Here is an 18762-nt window from a genome sequence, read left to right on the forward strand (position 1 = left end):
CAAATGTTGTACTTTTCGGCGAGATATTGCGTGTGCCGTTCGTCATAGTTCGGGCGATCAAAGCGCGGACGCGAGCTCGCGCAGATCGTCCTCGTAGCCTTGCAGCCGCTGCCGAGCCTTGCTGCGCTGCCCGGGCGTCGTCTGGTTGTGCAGTTCGGCGATGTTGCGGCATGACTCTTCAAGCAGCGCATGGCGCCGCACACGCGCCGTTCCGGTCGGGTCCGCCACGCGACGCACAAAGGCACGCACCGCGGCCTGCGCTTCGGCTGGGGCGGTCTTCTCGGCCTGCAGGCGCCGAAGGAGTGCGAGGATTTCCTGCTGTCGGGCCTTGCGGTTGGCGTCGATCTCGCGCGGATCGAAGCTGGACTGCGCGATCTGCCGGCGCAGCAGATCGCGCTGCGCCGGATCGAGCGGCCCGTAGAAGTCCTCGCTGCGCTCGAGGAACTGCTCGTAGCGTTTCTCTCGCTGGTCCTTCAGGCTCGGATCGACCCATTCCTTGCGGTAGTCGGCATTGATCCGCGCGTACTTTCGTTCGATGTGGGCGAGCTGCGCATCGGTGAGGTTCAAGGCCACGTCCGCACCCGCGGACACCGCGCGCTCGGCGAGCGCGAGCAGCCGCGCCTGGATCGCCTCGACCAGCTCGCAGGCCTGTGCGGGCGTGACGTCGTCGCCCGCCAGCGTGCGCGTCTGCCGCAGCAAGTCGACGACCCTGGGCAGCTCGTTCTGCCGGTGCCACTCCAGCACTTGCGTGAGGCCGTCGCGCACGCGCGGCGTCTGGGTGCTGTCGAAGTCCACGTAGCTGTCGAGCCACCAGTAACTCACTTCCGGCAGATTGTTGTAGGCGAGCTTGATCAGGCTGCACGCCGCGATGCATCCCGTGATCACCAGCACCCCGATAATTCGCGCCAGCCTTGCGCAACGCATCCGGAAAAATGGCATGAATCAGACCCCGCAGCAGAATCCAGAACCCATCGACGTCGTCATCATGGCGGCCGGCAAGGGCACGCGCATGAAAAGCAGCATGCCCAAAGTGTTGCATCGATTGGCAGGGCGCGCGCTGGTGGCGCATGTGATCGATACCGCGACGCGCATCGGCGCGCGCAACGTCGTCGTCGTGACCGGCCACGGCGCATCCGAGGTCGAGGCCGCGCTCGAGGGCGCGATAGCCGGCGCGACACCGAAGTTCGCGCGACAGGTGCCGCAGCTCGGTACCGGCCACGCGGTGCAGCAGGCGGTGCCGCATCTGCCGGACGACGGCACGGTGGTCGTGCTCTCGGGCGACGTGCCGCTGATCGGCGAATCCACCCTGCGTGCGCTGGTCGCCCAGAGCGCCGGACGCCGTCTCGCGCTGCTCACCATCCGCACCCCTCACCCGAAGGGCTACGGACGCATCCTGCGCGCCGAAGGGCAGCTTGACGGCGACGTGCTCGCGATCGTCGAGGAAAAGGACGCCACCGATGCCCAGCGCGCCATCGACGAGATCTACACCGGCGTGATGGCGGTGCCGGGCCGCCTGCTCAAGGCATGGCTCGCCCGCCTCGACAACAAGAATGCGCAGGGCGAGTACTACCTGACGGACGTGGTGGGCTTCGCCTCGGTCGACGGCGTGCCGATCGTCGCCCACCGCACGGACGATGCGATCGAGGTGCTCGGCGTCAATTCGCCCTTGCAACTGGCCGCGCTCGAACGCGCCTTTCAGCTTCGCCAGGCCGAGGCGCTCATGGCGCAGGGCGTGCGGCTGGCCGATCCGGCGCGCTTCGACCTGCGCGGCACGCTGGCCTGCGAGGCGGACGTGGAGATCGATGTCAACTGCGTCTTCGAGGGCGCGGTGTCGCTGGGCGCGGGCGTTCGCGTGGGCGCGAACTGCGTCATCGCCAACGCGCGCATCGAGACTGGCGCGGTGATCCATCCCTTCACGCACATCGACGGCGAGAAGGCCGGGGTCACCGTGGGCGCGGGCTCGCTCGTCGGGCCGTTCGCGCGGCTGCGACCGGGCGCGCGTCTCGGGCCCGAGGTGCACATCGGCAACTTCGTCGAGGTCAAGAACTCCACGCTCGCGGCCGGCGCGAAGGCGAACCATCTGGCCTACCTCGGCGATGCGACGGTGGGCGAGCGCGTCAACTACGGCGCCGGCAGCATCACGGCCAACTACGACGGCGCCAACAAGCACCGCACGATCATCGGCAACGACGTGCACGTGGGCAGCAACTGCGTGCTGGTGGCGCCGATCACCATCGGCGCGGGCGGCACCATCGGCGGCGGCTCGACGGTGACGAAGAGCACCGAGCCCGGTGCGTTGACGATCTCGCGCGCGCGTCAGACGAGCTTCCCCAACTGGCAGCGTCCGAAAAAGGCGCCCAAGAACTGAACGTCTTCAGTCGATCCCGGGCAGCGGCACGCGAGGCGAGAACTTCGCGCGCTTGACGCTGAAGAAGGCCTTCACGTTGCGCACGTTGGCGTCGTTCGTGAAGAGCCGTTGTGCGAGTGCGTGGTAGCCCGGCATGTCGCGCACGGTCACGATCAGCACGAAATCCGGTCCCGGCGAGACGCGGTAGCACTGCTGCACCGCGTCGTCGGCCGCCGCGCGCTGCTCGAAGGCATCGAGCGCCGAGGCGTCCTGCCGGTCCAGCGAAACCTCCACGATCGCGGTGAGCAGGGGTGCGATGCGGCCGGTGTCGAGGATCGCGACTTCGCCGTCGATCCAGCCCGATTCCCGCAGCCGGCGCACCCGGCGCAGGCACGTCGGCGGCGAGATGTTGAAGCGCTCCGCGAGCGACTGGTTGCTTTGCGAGGCATCCCTTTGCAGTGCGTCCAGAAGGCGAAGATCGGTTTCATCGAGATAGATTTTTTTCACAAAGACAATTATCGTGAAATAAAAGTTGAAACTATCGAATCAATGAAATAAAAAGTCGAAAAATGGCAGTAACAAGTCCATAAATTTCTTTCGAGCGATCGTACGATCTCACCAACTCGCAATCAGGAGCATCTCCCATGTGTGGCATCGTCGGCGCCGTTTCAGGCCGCAACATCGTTCCCGTGCTCGTCCAGGGCCTCCAGCGTCTCGAATACCGCGGCTACGACTCCTGCGGCGTGGCGGTGCATGCCGGCGGCCTGCAGCGCGCGCGCACCACCTCGCGCGTGGCCGACCTGCTGGCGCAGGTGCGGGGCGATCACATCGAAGGGCTCACCGGCATCGCGCACACGCGCTGGGCCACGCACGGCGCGCCGGTGGTCCACAACGCGCACCCGCACTTCAGCCACGGGCCCGGCGCGGATGCCGAAACCAACCGGCCCGGCCGCATCGCGCTGGTCCACAACGGCATCATCGAAAACCACGAGAAGCTCCGCGAAGCGCTGCAGGCCAAGGGCTATGCCTTCGTGAGCCAGACCGATACCGAGGTCATCGCGCACCTCATCGACAGCCAGTACGACGGCGATCTCTTCGAAGCCGTGAAGGCGAGCGTCAAGCAGCTGCAGGGCGCCTATGCGATCGCCGCGATCTGCCGCGACGAGCCGCATCGCGTGGTCGGCGCGCGCGCCGGTTCGCCGCTGATCCTCGGCGTGGGCAAGGAAGAGGGCGAGAACTTCCTTGCCAGCGACGCGATGGCGCTGGCCGGCGTGACCGACCAGATCGTCTACCTCGAGGAAGGCGACGTGGTCGACATCCAGCCCGGCAAGTACTGGATCGTCGATCGCACGCACAAGCCGGTGACGCGACCGGTGCGCACCGTTCAGGCGCACAGCGGCGCGGCCGAACTCGGGCCCTACCGCCACTACATGCAGAAGGAAATCTTCGAGCAGCCGCGCGCGATCGCGGACACGCTCGAAGGCGTGGAAGGCATCGTGCCGGAACTGTTCGACGGCATCGCAAGCGACGGCACGTCCGGCGCCGCCGCGTGGCGCGTGTTCAAGGAGATCGACAAGGTGTTGATCCTCGCCTGCGGCACGAGCTACTACAGCGGCTGCACCGCCAAGTACTGGCTCGAAGACATCGCGAAGATCCCGACGCAGGTCGAGATCGCGAGCGAGTACCGCTATCGCGAATCGGTGCCCGATCCGAAGACGCTGGTCGTCACGATCAGCCAGTCGGGCGAGACCGCGGATACGCTGGCCGCGCTCAAGCATGCGCGTTCGCTGGGCATGGAGCACACGCTCACCATCTGCAACGTCGCCACCAGCGCGATGGTGCGCGAGTGCAAGCTGGCCTACATCACGCGCGCCGGCGCGGAGATCGGCGTGGCGTCGACCAAGGCCTTCACCACGCAGCTCGCGGGGCTCTTCCTGCTCACGCTCGCGCTGGCGCAATCGAGAGGCCGGCTGTCGGACGAGGACGAAGCGCGTTACCTGAAGGCGATGCGCCACCTGCCGGTCGCGCTGCAATCGGTGCTCGCGCTGGAGCCGCAGATCATCAGCTGGGCGGAGGACTTCGCGCGCAAGGAGAACGCACTCTTCCTCGGCCGCGGCCTGCACTTCCCGATTGCGCTCGAAGGCGCGCTCAAGCTCAAGGAGGTGACCTATATCCACGCCGAAGCCTATGCGGCCGGCGAGCTCAAACACGGCCCGCTCGCGCTCGTGACCAGCGAGATGCCGGTGGTCGCTGTCGCGCCCAATGACGCGCTGCTCGAAAAGCTCAAGAGCAACCTGCAGGAAGTGCGCGCGCGCGGCGGCGTGCTCTACGTGCTCGCCGATGGCGACACGCACATCGAGAGCTCCGAAGGCGTGCACGTGATCCGCATGCCCGAGCACTACGGCGCGCTGTCGCCGCTGCTGCACGTGGTGCCGCTGCAATTGCTGGCGTATCACACCGCCTGCGCGCGCGGCACCGACGTGGACAAGCCGCGGAATCTGGCGAAGAGCGTCACGGTCGAGTGACGGGCGGGGGCCGCTAGTACTCCTCTGGAGAACTGAACGATGCCGAGGCCGTGCAAAACGCCGACTCTTTTGAACGCGCCGACCACATTGCCAGGGCACACCGCGGTGTAACCTCACCGTCAGTCGGCATTGCACCACCGACCAGAATCCGGGCACAAATTGGCCCGTGCGCCGTTCAGCCAAACTTGCCCTTCGTCCAGTTGCAGCGAGGTCGAAGGGTCGATGTCGAAGTTGATCCGAAGTGCGCGCCCGACATGGGCATCCTCGATGGAGAGCTCCCAGGTCAGGAATACCTGGGTGCAATCCTGGCCGGAAGCGAAGTCGGCCACATGAAAGCCACTGCTGCGGCGTTGAATTACGGCGTGAGGCTGGCCGGTATCGAATATCACAGCCGTGCCCCGTGTGAGGGGAATCCGATGACCTGCAGATGGAAAATGCAAGTCCAGACCTCTGTCCTCGCTCAGGAAGAGATTGCAAAAGGCCGCACCTCCATATTGCGCACCGTCATGGTGGTACTTCGCGCCGCGGCAGGCCATGAGGGCTACGTCGCTGGAGGCAAGAACCCCAGGCAGTCCGAGCGTGCGCGTCCAATCAGCCACCGCCTGCGCGCAGTGCTTGTAGTCCGGCCAGCGCGCACGTGCTCGCGCCAAAGGCAATGCCTCGACGTCTCCGGGTTCTAGGCCCAAGCGCGAAGATGTCTCCCTTTCCCAATCAGCAGTCAGACGTGCAGGGGGCACAGGAACGTCTACCGTGCCCCATAGCACGACATCACTCACGCTTCGACTGCGGATGGCGTCGCCACTCCAGAAATAGGAAGTCAGTAGGTCTCGCACGCCGTTCGGTTGAAGGGGATGGCTCATCTCGGCCAGTGTAGTAAGGCTTGACCTTGTGAGCCCCCAATTGACTAGCGGCGTGTTCGGGCCCGAAGCGGAGCCAGCCCCGGCATTCACGTATCTTCGAGTCCTCTTCGCCGTACTTTGATGCGCTTGCGTGCGTCGCGACCCTCGTGCAGCATTCCCGTGGAGCTGGTCTGCGCTGGCTCTGGCGCAGTTGGAAGGCCCTCGGGTCTCCAGCGGGTTCTTAACGGCAACGAAGACAAAGGGTCCTCATGGCATCGAGTTTCAATTTCCGAGTGCGGTGGACAGCCGCCTGCCTGCTCGCCACAGCGCTGGGCACGGTGCATGCTCAGAGCGCCGCGGTCGGCTGCTCCGTCTGCGGCACCGTGGAGTCTGTGAACCGTGTCCAAGCTGGATCCACATCGGGGGTCGGCGCCGTGGCTGGCGGCGTGGTCGGCGGCGTCGTGGGCAATCAGGTCGGAAGCGGGAGGGGCGCACGCTCGCCACCGTCGCCGGCGCCGCAGGTGGTGCGATGGCGGGCAACGCGGTCGAAAGGAACCGAAACACGCACGCTGTCTACAGCATCAACGTGCGTATGCAGGACGGCTCACTGCGCACGATTGAGTCCGGAAGTTCATTCGCCGTCGGCCAGCCGGTAACGGTCAAGGGAAATTCCATCTTTCGGAACTGAGGGCAGGTTCGCGCATTCGTCCTGGCAGCGACGGCTCGCCAATAAGTCATTTGGGTTACACTTTGTAATAGCGAAAACGACCTACCTGCCCGCCGGAGTTTCGATAGATGGCCCGATTGCTCTTGATGCGAAAGAATCTAGCCCCGAAGCAAATCGAACTGTCCCACGAACGTACCCTCGTCGGACGGCACGCAAGCAGCGATATCCAAATTGACCACCCCAGCGTGAGCCGGCGCCACCTGGAACTTCTCCTTGATGGAGGCACCATGTGGCTGATTGACCTCGGCAGCCTCAACGGCACCCGGGTCAATGGCCGACGTGTAAAGCAGTTGGCATTGCGTCATGGGGACTTGGTTAGCGTCGGCGATTGCGACATCCGTTTTCTGACGCGACATACCAACTTCGAGTTGCCCAAGGAATTGGCGCTGGCCGGCCCGAGCCACCCAGACAGATTCCAACCCGCAAGGGCGCCGTTGCCTGAACTTGACCTCCTGCGCAATTCGGAGCATGCCGGCTTGGCCGATGGAACGGCGAATGGGTCACGCGAACGCCCCGCGAGCACCATGTTGAACCTTTTTGACATCCTCCCCGCCTTAAAGGACGGGGAGGAAGGACGGAATTCAACGCGAGCTGAGATGCATCGGACAAACCTTGAAAACCCAGTACTACACATCTACAAGCCTTGATGGATTTCTGGCCACCGAGGACGACTCGCTGGAATGGCTGTTCCCTCTCGGGAGCTTGAGCAGTTCCAGCTATCCGGATTTCATCTCAAGAGTCGGCGCTTTGGCTATGGGCTCTGCGACCTATGAATGGATGGTACGCAACGCAGAAACAGTCGCTGCCGAGACTGGCTCGCCTTGGCCATACGCCCAGGCAGCATGGGTGTTTTCCAGCCGCAATCTCCCCGCAATTGGCGGCGCAGACATTCGGTTCGTCAACGGCGATGTCCGAACTATCCATTCGGAGATGCGGGCCGTGGCCGGCGACGCGAATATTTGGATTGTTGGCGGCGGCGACCTCGCCGGTCAGTTCCACGATGCTGGCCTACTGGATGAAATCATCGTCCAGATTGGCTCGGCTACTCTTGGCAAGGGGAAGCCGCTGTTCCCCCGAAGAGTGCTGAGCCCAAGCCTGCGCCTGGTATCCGCTCATCAGATGGGGGCTGGAATGGCGGAGCTGCGTTACGAGGTGAACAAGGAAGGCTTCTCCGGCGTCAGCGCGGTGTGACTGGATTGCGCGCCAGAAGCGGTCGCTCGTCGCAATTGCGTGACGGCCCAAGTCTCTCTAGGACTCAGCAGCAGCAGCCTCGGTCCTCCCATCCAGCCGCGCCAGCGCACCCGAGTCGAGCACGAGCACATCCAACGGGGCCTGTCGTCCTCGCACCGAGATCCGCTCCACCGAGATCTCCGATTCGGGAATGCCTGCGTTGCGGGCCGCGAAGTCCGAGATCACGAGCGTCGCATCGTGCAGCTTGGTCTGGTCCTGCAGCCGGCTGGCTGTGTTCACCACTTCGCCCACGGCGGTGAACGAACGGATGTCGCGGTGCCCGACGTCAGCCACCGCGGCGCTACCGGCATGGATTCCGATCCCGAACGCCAGGGGTTGCCCGAACTCTTGTTCGAAGACCTTGCTCCAGATGCGCATGCGTTCGTCGATGAGCCTTGCCGCGTGAAGGGCGCTGCGGCACGCGGCCTGAAGATTTCCTTCCAGGCCGAAGAGGGCCATGACGCTGTCCCCGATGTACTGGTTGGCCACTCCGCCCGATTCGTGGACCGCGTCCCCGACCAGCGCAAAGTAGTGGTCCAGGACGTAGACCAGGTCGAAGGGCCATTGCTTCTCGGACAACCCGGACCAGCGTCGCAGATCGACGAAGAGCACGGCGATGTCCCGCTCGCTGTCGAGCCTGTTCAGGCTTGCTGTCCGAGCTGCCATCACCGGCGTGACCCGCAGGTCACCCAGCGGTCGCAGCTGACACGCCAGTCGAATATTCGGGCCGGCACGCACGCGGGCGAGAGTCCGCTGTTCATCCGGACCTGGAGGAGGACAGTGCGCGACGGGGCCCGAAACGCGAATGCGGCAAGTCGAGCAGCGGGCGCGGCCGCCGCACACGGACAAGTGTGCGATGCCGTGCTCGCGACTGGCCTCCAGGACGCTCCAGCCCAAGGGGATCTTGGCGATGCGGTCAGGATAGGTCAGCGTGATCGTCCGTCCGCTCAGGCGCTCCGATCTCGCCCGCCATGCGAGCGCGATCAGGAAGACGGACAGTCCGGCGGCGTAGCCCATGCGCCCTGTGCCGGCTGCGTCTTTGAGCAGCGTGGAAACGCTGGAGGGCGGTTGACTGTTCGCCATCGGGTTGGCTGCAGCTTCGCGCCCCATCGACAGAAAGCCGAGCGCCGCGATGAGGGGCAGGACAACCGCGGCCGTCAGCAGGAGAGGCTGTGCGTGACGCCAGGAAGGGCGCTGGCGCAGGGCGAAGTGCAGCCCCATGCATCCGTGCGTCCAAGCCACCACCATGACGAGCATCTGCCACCAGCCGCCGGCATCCCAGAGGTTTCGCAAGGTCTGCGCGTACGTCGCCTCGAAACCGACGAGCCTGTAGGGACCGCGTGTTGCCGCCAGGTGCGAGGCCAGCAGCAGCGGCAAAGCCAGGCCGAGTCCGATGCGCAACAGCTGGGGTACGGGCATGCGCAGCGTGCGACGCTCCCAGAGGGCCGAAAACGCCAGCGCGAGATGAATGGCTGCGGCACCATACAGCAGCAAGGTCCCCGGCCACGAATGCCAGAGCGCGCTGGCCCATCGCAATGTCGTCTCGGCGGCCTGCAACGACACCAGGCCCATGGCGTGGTTGAGCAGATGCAGCGACACATAGACCATGAGCATCAGTCCGCTCGCCCAGCGCAGGTTGCGGCGGGAAAGGCGAAGCGCGGGTTGGGTGGGCGAGGACGTCATCGGCGCGTGAGCATAATCGCCGCGGCGTGAACCCCCGCCCTTCGGTCTCCAGAACCCCAGCGCCAGAGCGACTCGTCGCGCTGGCGCTGGGTTGAACGAGGGTGGACCTAGTTGAGACCGCGCTGATCGCCTGCCAGCGCGTAGCGGCCGGCGCCCAGCAGCATGACGGCGAACCCGCCGAACAGGTACAGCCCCTGCAGCTCGAGCGCCCAGCCTCCCTGGTTTGTCAGCGCGAAGAACTGGCCGGTGTGCACCAGCAGGATGGCCACGACCATGTTGACGACCACGACGGCTGCGGCGGCGCGCGTCCACAGTCCTGCGATCATCAACACGGGAGCGAGGACCTCGCCGACGTAGACAAGATAGCCCAGCGCAGCGGGCAGGTTGTGGGCGGCCAGCATCTTGAGGACGAAGCCGGGACCGGCGCCGAGCTTGAACAGCCCATGGAGAAGCACCAGCACGCCGACCGTCACGCGCAAGACGAGCTTGCCGGCGTCATCCGTCGAAAAAGAAGCCGGACCCCGGTTGGATCCGGCCCCGGGGGCAGTCATGACCGCGTTCATTGCGTGTCGCTCACGACGGTGGTGGCGAGCACAAACGACATCTTGTTAATGATGAACTCCTTGAAGAAAGGGGGGTTGAGAACTCGAGCCCATCTCGCCCCCTCGGGCGCGACGGTTCGATGGGGCGAAGTTTGCTTTCAGCCGACTCGCCTGGATGTGCGTTTACGCACATGCTGGAGCAACTCCGTGTGGACGGCCAACCCGGGGGCTTCAGGTTCGATTGGTCGAACTCAGCGGTATTTCCATCGGACCTCGGCGAATGCGATTCGTGCGGGCTCGGATAGCCTAGCGCTCATTGGATGGCGGGTCCCCGAGGCGATCGGATGGCGTCGGAGGGGCCCGGAACAAGCTGATGGAAAGAGAGGTTGCGCATGCTGAATGCTTCTTCTGAAACGACACTCGCCGGTCCCAGGCGCCTGCTGAGGTTCCTGATGGGCGAAGGCTGGCTCTTCGCGAAGGCGTCGCGCGTCCGACGGGCCCCGGCGGCCGCAACGCCGGCGCGGCCGCCGTCCGCGCGCAGCGCTTTGCACGCGCATCTGCTGGCGGGCACCGACTGGCCGCCGACGAAGTCACAGGCGCCGTTCTCGCGCGGCTTGGCGGCGAGCCGCCCGGTGCTGCCGAAGGCCGAAGCCCTGGAGACTTCCGCCTTCATGGACCGTCTGCTGGAACTCGACCGCGTGCGCGGCAAGGGCAGCGCGAGCACCGCGAGGCGGCACGAGCTGCTGGACTGGCTGGGCGCGAAGCTCTTCAGCCGGATGCGGATGCACCGCGAGCTCTTCCGGCCGCAATGGCTGGCGGCCGGCAACGGCGAGCACTACGACACGCGGTTCCGGCCGCTCGACCCCGCCCGCGACTCGCTCTTCGCCTGTCGTGTCGAAGGTGACGAGCTCGTCGCCGTGGTCGAACGCCGGGCACGCCGCGCGGGATCGCGCGTCGCCACCCGCACCGTGCGCTTTCCGCTGCGCTTCCTGGCCGACGAAGGCGAAGGCCGGATGTGGTCGGAAGCCAGCCAGCGCCTGCGCCGCCTGCGCGTGGAGCGCGAAGAGGCGATCGCGCGTTTCGACGAGGTCGAAACCCAGGTGCAGGCGCTGCTGGAGCGTTACTCGACGGCCGTGGCCTGAAAACGGCCGCAGGGGACCGCGGCGCCGATCGCGGAGGCATCGAGCCGCCCGCAGAGCAGGTCCGTCATCATCGGCCCTGTGCCGCGATAGGATGCGGTAGTCTGGGGCGATGAGGACCTTCAGCCGCTTCCACCGTCGTCTCGGCACCGATGCGCCCGTTCCGGGGCAGGCGCGCTCGGCGGCGATCGCGCTTGGCACCGGCGCGCTGATGGCGATCGGCAAGACTGTCGCTGCGGTGTACACCGGCTCGGCCTCGATGTCGGCGGAGGCGGTCCATTCGTGGGTCTCGACGGTCACCGAGATCTTCCTCATCGCCGCCTACCTCGCCGCGCGCCGGCCGGCCGACACCGGGCATCCGCTGGGTTACGGCCGCGAGTCGTACGTGTGGTCGCTGTTCGCCTCGATCGGCATGTTCGTGGTGGGCGCGCAGGTGGGCTTCTGGCGCGGGCTGCGGCAGCTCGACCTGCCGGACGCGACCACCGACTACCGCTTCGGCTACATCGTGATCGCGCTGTCGTTCGGGCTGCAGTTCGTGTCGTTCATTCAGGCGATCCGGTTCGTGCGCGAGCGGGCGGTGGAGCGCGACCTCGGCGTGCTCAAGCATGTGTTCGACACCTCGGATACGCAGCTGCGCGCGGTCGTGACGGGCGACTTCATGGCGCTGGTCGGTCTCGTGGTGGCCGGTATGGGCATGGCGCTGCACCAGATCACCGGGCAGGTGGCGTACGACGCGGCTGGCTCGATGCTGATCGGCGTGCTGATGGGTGTGGCGGGCCTGTTCCTCATCAACGTGAACCGGCACTACCTTGCAGGCATGCCGCTCTCGGAGGAGCGCAGCAGGGCGGCGGTGAAGGCGCTCGAGGCGGTGCCCCTGGTGGAGCGCGTGACCTTCTTCTTCGCGGAATTCGTCGGGCCCGACCGGCTGATCGTGGTGGTGCGGGTGGTGATCGCGGGCGAGCACGACCAGGCGGCGCTTTCGCGCATCCTGCACACGCTGGAGATGCGCATCATGGAGCACAAGTCCGTGGCCCGCGCGATCGTGGCACTGGCGACGCCAGAGGAAAGGGAGCGCCTGCGCTGAGCGGCGATGCCCTCAGGCGTTGGGCGGGTGTGCCTCGACCGCTGCGAGCTTTTCCTCCAGCCGGTGGCGGTCCGCGAGCAGCCGGCCGGCCACGAGCTTCACCACCTCGAAGCCGAAGGCCGGGTTCTGGAAGTAGAGCTGCCGGAAGGTGTTCTCGTCGATCTGCAGCACGGTGCACGGCGTGACGCAGCGCGCGGTGAGGGTGCGGCGCTTGTTCGGCGCGAAGAAGGCGATCTCGCCGAAGAGCCGGCCCGCGTCCATGACTTCGCCGATCTCCACGAATTCGATCTTTCCCTCGGCGAGGAAGTAAAGGTGCGTGGCCGCTTCGCCCTTGCGGAAGAGCACGCCGTTCTTGCGCAGGCGCCGCTTGCGCATGTAGGGCCGCAACCAGACGCCCGAGAGGTCGCTGGAGTTCGCCGAGGCCCGCACGCGGCGCGTGAGGCGCACCATTTCGGCCGTGCGGTAGAGGTTGATCGGCAGCATCGTGCCGTGCAGCAGCACCATGATGAACGAAGGATGCAGCGCGCCGTAGATGAGGAAGCCGAGGTTGCCGCCCACCGCGAGGCAGCGCAGCGGGATCATGGTCTTGACGAAGGCGCTGACGATGACAAGGGCACCCGCGATGCCCGCCGAGCAGAGCGCGACGATGCCCACGGGCGTCTCGAGCGCCTTGTAGAGCGCGACGAGCGCAGTGTCGAGCAGTGCGATGGAGGACATGGGGCTCCTTGTGGCGGCCGGGCGAAAGCGTAGCGTATCGAGGCGGCGCCGTGAGGGTAAATCAGGGACATCCCACGCCATGCCGGGAGCAAACTCCGTTCCGGGTCCGGCCCGGGACCCGGGTACGACAAAGGACAGGCACGATGAAGAACTTCGAGCTGAACGCGCTGGTCGAGCCCGACCGCGTCCACAGGACCGTCTACACCGACCCGGCGATCTTCGATGCCGAGATGGAGAAGATCTGGGAGCGCACCTGGGTCTACTGCGGCCACGTCTCGCAGGTGCCCAAACCCGGCGACTACTACGCGGTGACCATCGGCCGCCAGCCGATGTTCATGGTGCGGCAGGCGGATGGTTCCGTGCGGGTGCTGTACAACCGCTGCCCGCACCGCGGGGTGCAGCTCGTGGGCAATCTCAAGGGCAACACCGGCAGCAGCATCGTGTGCTCCTATCACGCATGGAGCTTCCCACCTCGACGGCTCGGTGCGCGCGATCCCGCTCGCGCAGGGCTACGAGGGCACGCGCATGACGCGCGACAACCCGGACTGCGGCGTGAAGCCGGCGGCGCGGGTGGACAGCTGCCGGGGTTTCGTCTTCGCAAGCCTCGCGCACGAGGGGCCATCGCTCATGGAATTCCTCGGCGAGGCCCGGGTCGCGTTCGACGACATGTGCGACCGCTCGCCGGTCGGCGAGGTGGAAGTGGTGCCGATCTGCCACCGCGTCATCCAGCATTCGAACTGGAAGTTCTTCATGGAGAACCAGCTTGATGCGCTGCATCCCTCGGTCACGCACCAGTCGACCGGCATCGCGGCGGGGCGCGTGGAGAAGCGGCTCAAGGCGCAGCAGGAGAAGGTGCCGCTGTACTACCACTACCTCTCGGCCTTCGCGTCGAGTTTCGAGCAGTGGAATTCGGTGCAGACGATCAACTTTCCGCACGGACACGGCATCCTCAAGGCCTACATGGGGCTGCGGCCGCAGGACCCGGACACGCTCGCGCACGAAGCGCTGCTCAAGGAGGCCTATGGCGAGCAGCGCGCGGAGGAATACCTCTCGCGCAGCATCCACCATGTGCTGGTCTATCCGTACCTCTCTGTGCAGTCGCCGCTGCAGCAGCTGCGCTGCCTGCGGCCGATCTCGCCGGACAAGACGCTCTCGGAGATCTGGCACTTCCGCCTGAAGGGGGCGCCGGAGGCCATCTACCGCCGCAGCCTCTGGTACTACAACCTCGTCAACTCGCCGGCCACGATGATCAATGCCGACGACCTCGAGAACTGGACCAAGGGGCAATGGGGACTGCAATCCAACGGCGGCGACTGGGTCAGCTTCCACCGCTACTTCGGCGACGACCGCGAGGAGGGCGGCGTGACCTATTCGAACCACGGCACCTCCGAGGCGGTGATGCGCAGCCAGTTCCGCGCATGGTCGACGTACATGTCGGCCGAGTGAGGGGATGGTCATGAATACAAGCCAAACCTCCTCCGCGATTCCCGATGCCGGACCGGACTTCGAACACCTGCTCGCGCAGGACGTGGTGATCGAGGGCGGCACTGGCGATGCGCCCACCGGCGCGCAGGCGCTGGCGCCCGACCACTCGCCGCGCGCGCCCGTTCCGTCGGCCACCGATGTGCCGCGCGCCGGACTCGTCGTCGGCAACGACCTGCAGCGTGAGGTCGAGCAACTGCTTTACCTGCAGGCCGAGCTGCTCGACCGAAAGCTCTGGCAGGCGTGGATGGACCTGTTCGACGAACGTGGCATCTACTGGATGCCGGTCATGCCCGAGCAGACCGAGTGGGAAGGCTCGCCGTCGATCTTCGCGGAAGACAAGCTGATGATGGAGATCCGAAAGGGCCGCGTCTCGCATCCCAATGCGTGGTCGCAGGCGCCGATGTGGGAGACCAATCACATCGTCGGCAACGTCGCCATTGAATCGGCAGACGGCAACGCGATCCAGGTCCGTTCGCGCTTCCCACATGATGGAGCTGCGCCGCGACGACGTGCGGCATTTCGGCGGCACCTACCGGCACACGCTGGTGCGCGATGCAGGCGGTGCGCTGCGCATCGTGCTGCAGCGGGTCGATCTCTTCAACGGCCAGGCGCCGTTCGACTACGTGCTGCAGGTCTGGGTGTAGCTACTTCTTCCGCCGCTCGAAGTTGTTCTTGAAGATCACGCCCGCGTAGTAGACGTGCTCGCGCATGAGCTGCTCCGCGCGGGCCGCATCGCGCGCGAGCACCGCCTCGACGATGCGGTGGTGGTCGCCGTGCGAGCGCAGGATCACGCCGTATTCCACGTCCCACAGCACGATGCGGTCCGAGGCGTAGGGGATATTGTGGGCCTGTTCCGCGAAGCGCCCGAGCCACGGGTTCGCGGCGGCGGCGAGCAGCGTGTTGTGCAGGTCCACGTTCATCTTCTGGTAAGGCTCGTGCGCCTCGGGATCCAGCGCGCCACGGGAGAGGATGCGGTCGCCGGTGGCGAGGCAGTCGAGCACGGTGCGCGCCTGCTCATCGCTCAGGCCGCGCTGCGCGGCGCTGCGGCAGGCCAGCCCTTCGAGCACCGCGCGGACCTCGTAGGCGGCAAGGATGTCGTCGAGTTCGAACTCGCGCACTACATAGCCGCGCTTGGGCTGGTGGACGATCAGGCCCTCGCTGGCCAGAGTCGCGAGCGCGGCGCGCACGGGGGTGCGTGACACCCCGAGCACCTCGCCCAGCGGAATTTCCTCGATGCGCTCCCCGGCCTCGAAACGGCCGTGAAGGATCCAGTCGCGCACCGTCTCGGTGACCTGTTGGGACAGCGTTTGCACGTCTCGTCTTCCTCCATCTGCGGTGTCGGCAAGTATACATGATGGCTATGAAATCGCCATTTTCAGGGTAAACCCCAGAGATTGAGAGGCATCATGTATACATAATCGCCATCAAAGCGGCATTGCGCCGCATCAAACGGAGCAAGATCAGGATGAGTCAGGACAGCAAGGAACGGCGCCTCGCGCTGGTCACCGGCGGCGGCCGGGGCATCGGTGAGGCGGTCTGCCGCCAGCTCGCGCAGCAGGGGCTGCGCGTGGTAGTGGCGGACATCGACGGCGACAACGCGGCGCGTGTCGCCCGGGAACTCGGCGCGGGCCACGCGGGCGAGACGGTGGACGTGGCCGACGAAGCGGCCGTCATCCGCCTCTTCGAGCGGGTCGAAGCCGCCCACGGCCCGGTCGCGGTGCTGGTCTGCGTGGCCGGCCTTCTGATCCTGCCGAACGGCGAGCGTCCGCTGATCAAGGACATGAGCATGGATACATGGGAGCGCAGCTTCGCGGTGAACACGCGCGGCGCCTTCCTGTGCAGCCGCGAATACCTGCGCCGCCGCGAAGCGAATCCGCTCGCGCAGGGCCGGGTGGTCTTCTTCGGCTCGGTCGCGGCGCAACTGGGCGGCTACCGTTCCAGCGCGGCCTACATCGGCGCGAAGGCGGCGGTGCACGGCTACGCGAAGGCCTTCGCGCGCGAATCGGCGCACCTCGGAATCACGTCCAACGTGATCGCGCCGGGGCTGATCGACACCGACATGCTGCGCGCCACCGTCACCAGCAGCGGTGCGCTCGCCGCGGCGGCGCAGAACATCCCGCTGGGCCGCGTCGGCACGGTCGACGACGTGGCCTCGGCGGTGGCCTACCTCGTTTCGCCGGCGGCCGAGTACATCACCGGCAACGTCATCGACGTGAACGGTGGCTACCGCATGCAGTGAGGCCGAGCGTCGGCCTGCCACCCCATCCAACTCGAAAACACAGCCCTTCACAGGAGACAGCATGAAATTCCTTCGCACCTTCGCCGCCGCCGCCTGCGTGCTGGCCCTCGGCGCCGCGCACGCCCAGGGCGAGCCCGGCGTGACCGACAAGACCATCAAGATCGGCCTGTTCGGTCCCTTGTCCGGCAACTCGATGGCCTACGGCTTCGACGTGATGAACGCGGCCAAGATGTATTACGACAAGGTCAACAAGGAAGGCGGCGTCAACGGCCGCAAGATCGAGCTCGTGGTCGAGGACGACCGCTGCAACGCCAACGACCTGCTGGCCGCGGTCAAGAAGCTGACCGAGCAGGACAAGGTCTTCGCGCTCAACGGTGGCTCTTGCTCGGCGGCGGTGGTCGGCGCGCGCGAATACGTCGAGCGCGAGCAGATCCCCTTCGTGATGCTCAACGCCTCGGGCGACGGCGCCCTCTATCCGCCGTCGAAGTACATCTACGGTGCGTTCTCGATCTCGCAGCGCGCGGTGGGCGGCTCGATGGTGCAGTTCGCGGCCGAACACCTCAAGGCCAAGAAGATCGGCTACATCAACCACGACGACGCCTACGGCGGCTGGAACCTCGAGGCCGCGCAGTTCCAGGCCAAGAAGCTCGGTACCGACCTGCAGGTGCAGTCGATCAACCCGAACCTCACCGACGTCACCGCGCCGATGCTCAAGATCCGCGCGGCCAACCCGGACGTGCTGCTCATCACCACCTATGCGCGCCCGGTCGGCCTCTTGGTGAAGAAGGCGCAGGAGCTGGGCTGGAACAAGCCGATCGTGATCGGCGTCAATGGCACCGCCGACCTCAAGCAGCTCGTGGAGAACGTCGGCAACAAGGAAGCCTTCAAGAACGTCTATATCCAGGAAGTGCTGGCCGACGTACCGGGCGGCCCGAAGCTCAAGTGGGTCTACGACATGTACAAGACCTACTACCCCGAGCTGGCCGCCAAGCCGGGCTATCCGCAGACCTACATGCCCTACGGCATCCCGCCCGCGATGGTGGTGGTCAATGCGCTGAAGGCGGCCGGGCCGCAACTGACGCGCGAGAAGTTCCTCGATGCGCTGTCGAAGACCAAGATCGACACCGGCGTGATGGCCGGCCCGATCGAGCTGACCGCGGCCGACCACGCGGGTCAGAAGTCGGCGATCTACCTCAAGTTCGACGGCGAGAACAAGACGCTGGTGCCCGGCACCTACGCGAGCCAGTGGACCTACCAGCCCCCAAGTGACCGGCGCGCGACCCCGGCCGCCCGCGTGTGAAACATGACTCTCTCTGACATCTGGCTCTTCCTGCAGCAGGGCGTGCTGTCGGGCCTGGTCACCGGCAGCGTGTATGCGCTGCTGGCCATCGCCATCGTGGCGGTGTTCAAGACCACCGACGTGCCGAACTTCGCGCAGGGCGAGATCTTCATGGCCGGCGGCTACATCGCGCTGATGCTGCTGGCGGCCAATCTCTCGTACGCGCTGGTGATTCCGCTGACGCTGGTCGCGGTCGCCGCGATCGCTGCGGTGTTCCAGCGCGTGGTGATGGAGCGCGTCACGCAATCGAAGGGCGTCGGCGTGCAGTTCGTGATCGCCACGCTCGGCCTCGCCTACACGCTCAAGGGGCTGGTGCGCCAGACCGGCCTCGGCGATACGCCGCGCTCGCTGCCGTCGCTCTTTCCGAGCGACCCGGTGATGATCGGCGACGCTGCACTCACGTGGCTGGACATCGCGATCTTCGTGACCTCGGTCGTGACGATGGTGCTGATCTACCTGATGTTCAACAAGACCCGCATCGGCAAGGCGATGCGCGCGGTGGGCATGAACCCGCGCGCGGCGCAGATCGTGGGCATCCGGCTCTCCCGCATCCGCATGATGGTGTGGGCGCTGTCGGGGCTGATCTCGGCGCTCGCCGCGCTGCTCATCACACCCAAGATCCTGATCACGCCGGACATCGCGCACATCGCGATCCTGGCCTACGCGGCGGCCATCGTCGGCGGCTTCAACAGCCTGCCCGGCGCGGTGCTCGGCGGCCTCATCGTCGGCGTGATCGAGAACCTCGTGGGGCTGTTCATCTCCACCAACGCGATCGTGGTCGCGCCGTTTCTGGCGATCCTGGTCACGCTCATCGTGCGTCCGCAAGGGATTCTCGGCGGCGCATTGCAGGTCAAGAAAGTATGAAG

18 protein-coding genes and 1 pseudogene are annotated in these 18762 nt (G+C 66.0%); 12 read left to right on the top strand and 7 right to left on the bottom strand.

The annotated features are described in order from the left end of the window. Nucleotides 1-57 precede the first annotated feature (57 nt). Complete coding sequence (locus ACQ858_RS02455; RefSeq protein ID WP_431275262.1) at nucleotides 58-891, bottom strand: DUF6279 family lipoprotein; 834 nt, start codon at nucleotides 889-891, stop codon at nucleotides 58-60. A gap of 46 nt (nucleotides 892-937) precedes the next feature. On the opposite strand from ACQ858_RS02455, the gene glmU reads away from it, so the two are divergent. After that, nucleotides 938-2368: a bifunctional UDP-N-acetylglucosamine diphosphorylase/glucosamine-1-phosphate N-acetyltransferase GlmU gene (gene glmU, locus ACQ858_RS02460; RefSeq protein ID WP_431275263.1), complete on the top strand. Its 1431-nt coding sequence runs from the start codon at nucleotides 938-940 to the stop codon at nucleotides 2366-2368. A 6-nt stretch (nucleotides 2369-2374) separates the two neighbouring features. Here the strand turns inward: glmU and ACQ858_RS02465 are convergent, their stop codons facing one another. Then, nucleotides 2375-2854, bottom strand: a complete 480-nt coding sequence (locus ACQ858_RS02465) for an Lrp/AsnC family transcriptional regulator (RefSeq protein ID WP_431275264.1) — start codon at nucleotides 2852-2854, stop codon at nucleotides 2375-2377. A gap of 137 nt (nucleotides 2855-2991) precedes the next feature. Between ACQ858_RS02465 and glmS the strand changes: the two genes are divergently transcribed. Then, the gene (gene glmS, locus ACQ858_RS02470) at nucleotides 2992-4872 is read left to right on the top strand and encodes a glutamine--fructose-6-phosphate transaminase (isomerizing) (RefSeq protein WP_431275265.1); all 1881 of its coding nucleotides are present in this window, start codon (nucleotides 2992-2994) and stop codon (nucleotides 4870-4872) included. A gap of 119 nt (nucleotides 4873-4991) precedes the next feature. On the opposite strand, the gene ACQ858_RS02475 is transcribed toward glmS, so the two are convergent. Then, nucleotides 4992-5732, bottom strand: coding sequence for a hypothetical protein (locus ACQ858_RS02475; protein WP_431275266.1), 741 nt, complete (start codon nucleotides 5730-5732; stop codon nucleotides 4992-4994). Between the two features lie 774 nt (nucleotides 5733-6506). Between ACQ858_RS02475 and ACQ858_RS02480 the strand changes: the two genes are divergently transcribed. Then, the gene (locus tag ACQ858_RS02480) at nucleotides 6507-7085 is read left to right on the top strand and encodes an FHA domain-containing protein (protein ID WP_431275267.1); all 579 of its coding nucleotides are present in this window, start codon (nucleotides 6507-6509) and stop codon (nucleotides 7083-7085) included. After that, nucleotides 7051-7629, top strand: a complete 579-nt coding sequence (locus ACQ858_RS02485) for a dihydrofolate reductase family protein (RefSeq protein ID WP_431275268.1) — start codon at nucleotides 7051-7053, stop codon at nucleotides 7627-7629. The genes ACQ858_RS02480 and ACQ858_RS02485 overlap by 35 nt, the downstream gene beginning before the upstream one ends. Before the next feature lie 57 nt (nucleotides 7630-7686). On the opposite strand, the gene ACQ858_RS02490 is transcribed toward ACQ858_RS02485, so the two are convergent. Together ACQ858_RS02490 and ACQ858_RS02495 are read right to left on the bottom strand one after the other, a co-directional pair. Beyond that, nucleotides 7687-9240, bottom strand: coding sequence for an adenylate/guanylate cyclase domain-containing protein (locus ACQ858_RS02490; protein ID WP_431275269.1), 1554 nt, complete (start codon nucleotides 9238-9240; stop codon nucleotides 7687-7689). 218 nt (nucleotides 9241-9458) lie between these two features. Then, a complete protein-coding gene (locus tag ACQ858_RS02495; protein ID WP_431275270.1) occupies nucleotides 9459-9914 on the bottom strand; it encodes a DoxX family protein in 456 nt (151 codons plus the stop codon). 371 nt (nucleotides 9915-10285) lie between these two features. On the opposite strand from ACQ858_RS02495, the gene ACQ858_RS02500 reads away from it, so the two are divergent. Next, entirely contained in the window at nucleotides 10286-11035 is a 750-nt protein-coding gene (locus ACQ858_RS02500) for a hypothetical protein (protein ID WP_431275271.1), read from the top strand. A gap of 109 nt (nucleotides 11036-11144) precedes the next feature. Then, entirely contained in the window at nucleotides 11145-12116 is a 972-nt protein-coding gene (locus ACQ858_RS02505) for a cation diffusion facilitator family transporter (RefSeq protein ID WP_431275272.1), read from the top strand. A gap of 12 nt (nucleotides 12117-12128) precedes the next feature. On the opposite strand, the gene ACQ858_RS02510 is transcribed toward ACQ858_RS02505, so the two are convergent. Continuing rightward, a complete protein-coding gene (locus ACQ858_RS02510) occupies nucleotides 12129-12833 on the bottom strand; it encodes a Crp/Fnr family transcriptional regulator (RefSeq protein WP_431275273.1) in 705 nt (234 codons plus the stop codon). A gap of 230 nt (nucleotides 12834-13063) precedes the next feature. On the opposite strand from ACQ858_RS02510, the pseudogene ACQ858_RS02515 reads away from it, so the two are divergent. The 3 genes and pseudogenes from ACQ858_RS02515 to ACQ858_RS02525 all read left to right on the top strand — a co-directional run. Beyond that, nucleotides 13064-13243 (top strand): annotated as a pseudogene (locus tag ACQ858_RS02515) (Rieske 2Fe-2S domain-containing protein); the annotation flags it as partial. Nucleotides 13244-13316: 73 nt separating this feature from the next. Then, nucleotides 13317-14279, top strand: a complete 963-nt coding sequence (locus ACQ858_RS02520) for an SRPBCC family protein (RefSeq protein ID WP_431275274.1) — start codon at nucleotides 13317-13319, stop codon at nucleotides 14277-14279. 10 nt (nucleotides 14280-14289) lie between these two features. Beyond that, nucleotides 14290-14994 carry an aromatic-ring-hydroxylating dioxygenase subunit beta gene (locus tag ACQ858_RS02525; protein ID WP_431275275.1) on the top strand — a complete coding sequence of 235 codons (705 nt, stop codon included), beginning with the start codon at nucleotides 14290-14292 and terminating at the stop codon, nucleotides 14992-14994. Here ACQ858_RS02525 and ACQ858_RS02530 read toward each other — a convergent pair. After that, nucleotides 14963-15631 (bottom strand): GntR family transcriptional regulator, encoded by a 669-nt coding sequence (locus ACQ858_RS02530; protein WP_431275276.1) that lies wholly within the window; start codon nucleotides 15629-15631, stop codon nucleotides 14963-14965. The two genes, ACQ858_RS02525 and ACQ858_RS02530, sit on opposite strands and share 32 nt — an antisense overlap. Before the next feature lie 152 nt (nucleotides 15632-15783). Between ACQ858_RS02530 and ACQ858_RS02535 the strand changes: the two genes are divergently transcribed. The 3 genes from ACQ858_RS02535 (at nucleotide 15784) to ACQ858_RS02545 (ending at nucleotide 18760) form a co-directional block, all read left to right on the top strand. Next, the gene (locus tag ACQ858_RS02535; RefSeq protein ID WP_431275277.1) at nucleotides 15784-16557 is read left to right on the top strand and encodes an SDR family NAD(P)-dependent oxidoreductase; all 774 of its coding nucleotides are present in this window, start codon (nucleotides 15784-15786) and stop codon (nucleotides 16555-16557) included. Nucleotides 16558-16618: 61 nt separating this feature from the next. Then, nucleotides 16619-17857 carry an ABC transporter substrate-binding protein gene (locus ACQ858_RS02540; protein WP_431275278.1) on the top strand — a complete coding sequence of 413 codons (1239 nt, stop codon included), beginning with the start codon at nucleotides 16619-16621 and terminating at the stop codon, nucleotides 17855-17857. A 3-nt stretch (nucleotides 17858-17860) separates the two neighbouring features. Then, complete coding sequence (locus tag ACQ858_RS02545) at nucleotides 17861-18760, top strand: branched-chain amino acid ABC transporter permease (protein ID WP_431275279.1); 900 nt, start codon at nucleotides 17861-17863, stop codon at nucleotides 18758-18760. The last annotated feature ends 2 nt before the right edge of the window (nucleotides 18761-18762 follow it).

The sequence above is a fragment of the Variovorax ureilyticus genome (assembly GCF_050632185.1).
GTDB lineage: Bacteria > Pseudomonadota > Gammaproteobacteria > Burkholderiales > Burkholderiaceae_C > Variovorax > Variovorax ureilyticus_A.

What these genes read in the sequence shown, in the direction of transcription:
- glmU (WP_431275263.1), top strand. Translation starts at nt 938, where the DNA reads ATGAATCAGACCCCGCAGCAGAATCCAGAACCCATCGACGTCGTCATC.
- glmS (WP_431275265.1), top strand. Translation starts at nt 2,992, where the DNA reads ATGTGTGGCATCGTCGGCGCCGTTTCAGGCCGCAACATCGTTCCCGTG.
- ACQ858_RS02475 (WP_431275266.1), bottom strand. Translation starts at nt 5,732, where the DNA reads ATGAGCCATCCCCTTCAACCGAACGGCGTGCGAGACCTACTGACTTCC.
- ACQ858_RS02480 (WP_431275267.1), top strand. Translation starts at nt 6,507, where the DNA reads ATGGCCCGATTGCTCTTGATGCGAAAGAATCTAGCCCCGAAGCAAATC.
- ACQ858_RS02490 (WP_431275269.1), bottom strand. Translation starts at nt 9,240, where the DNA reads ATGGGCCTGGTGTCGTTGCAGGCCGCCGAGACGACATTGCGATGGGCC.
- ACQ858_RS02495 (WP_431275270.1), bottom strand. Translation starts at nt 9,914, where the DNA reads ATGAACGCGGTCATGACTGCCCCCGGGGCCGGATCCAACCGGGGTCCG.
- ACQ858_RS02500 (WP_431275271.1), top strand. Translation starts at nt 10,286, where the DNA reads ATGCTGAATGCTTCTTCTGAAACGACACTCGCCGGTCCCAGGCGCCTG.
- ACQ858_RS02505 (WP_431275272.1), top strand. Translation starts at nt 11,145, where the DNA reads ATGAGGACCTTCAGCCGCTTCCACCGTCGTCTCGGCACCGATGCGCCC.
- ACQ858_RS02510 (WP_431275273.1), bottom strand. Translation starts at nt 12,833, where the DNA reads ATGTCCTCCATCGCACTGCTCGACACTGCGCTCGTCGCGCTCTACAAG.
- ACQ858_RS02525 (WP_431275275.1), top strand. Translation starts at nt 14,290, where the DNA reads ATGAATACAAGCCAAACCTCCTCCGCGATTCCCGATGCCGGACCGGAC.
- ACQ858_RS02535 (WP_431275277.1), top strand. Translation starts at nt 15,784, where the DNA reads ATGAGTCAGGACAGCAAGGAACGGCGCCTCGCGCTGGTCACCGGCGGC.
- ACQ858_RS02540 (WP_431275278.1), top strand. Translation starts at nt 16,619, where the DNA reads ATGAAATTCCTTCGCACCTTCGCCGCCGCCGCCTGCGTGCTGGCCCTC.
- ACQ858_RS02545 (WP_431275279.1), top strand. Translation starts at nt 17,861, where the DNA reads ATGACTCTCTCTGACATCTGGCTCTTCCTGCAGCAGGGCGTGCTGTCG.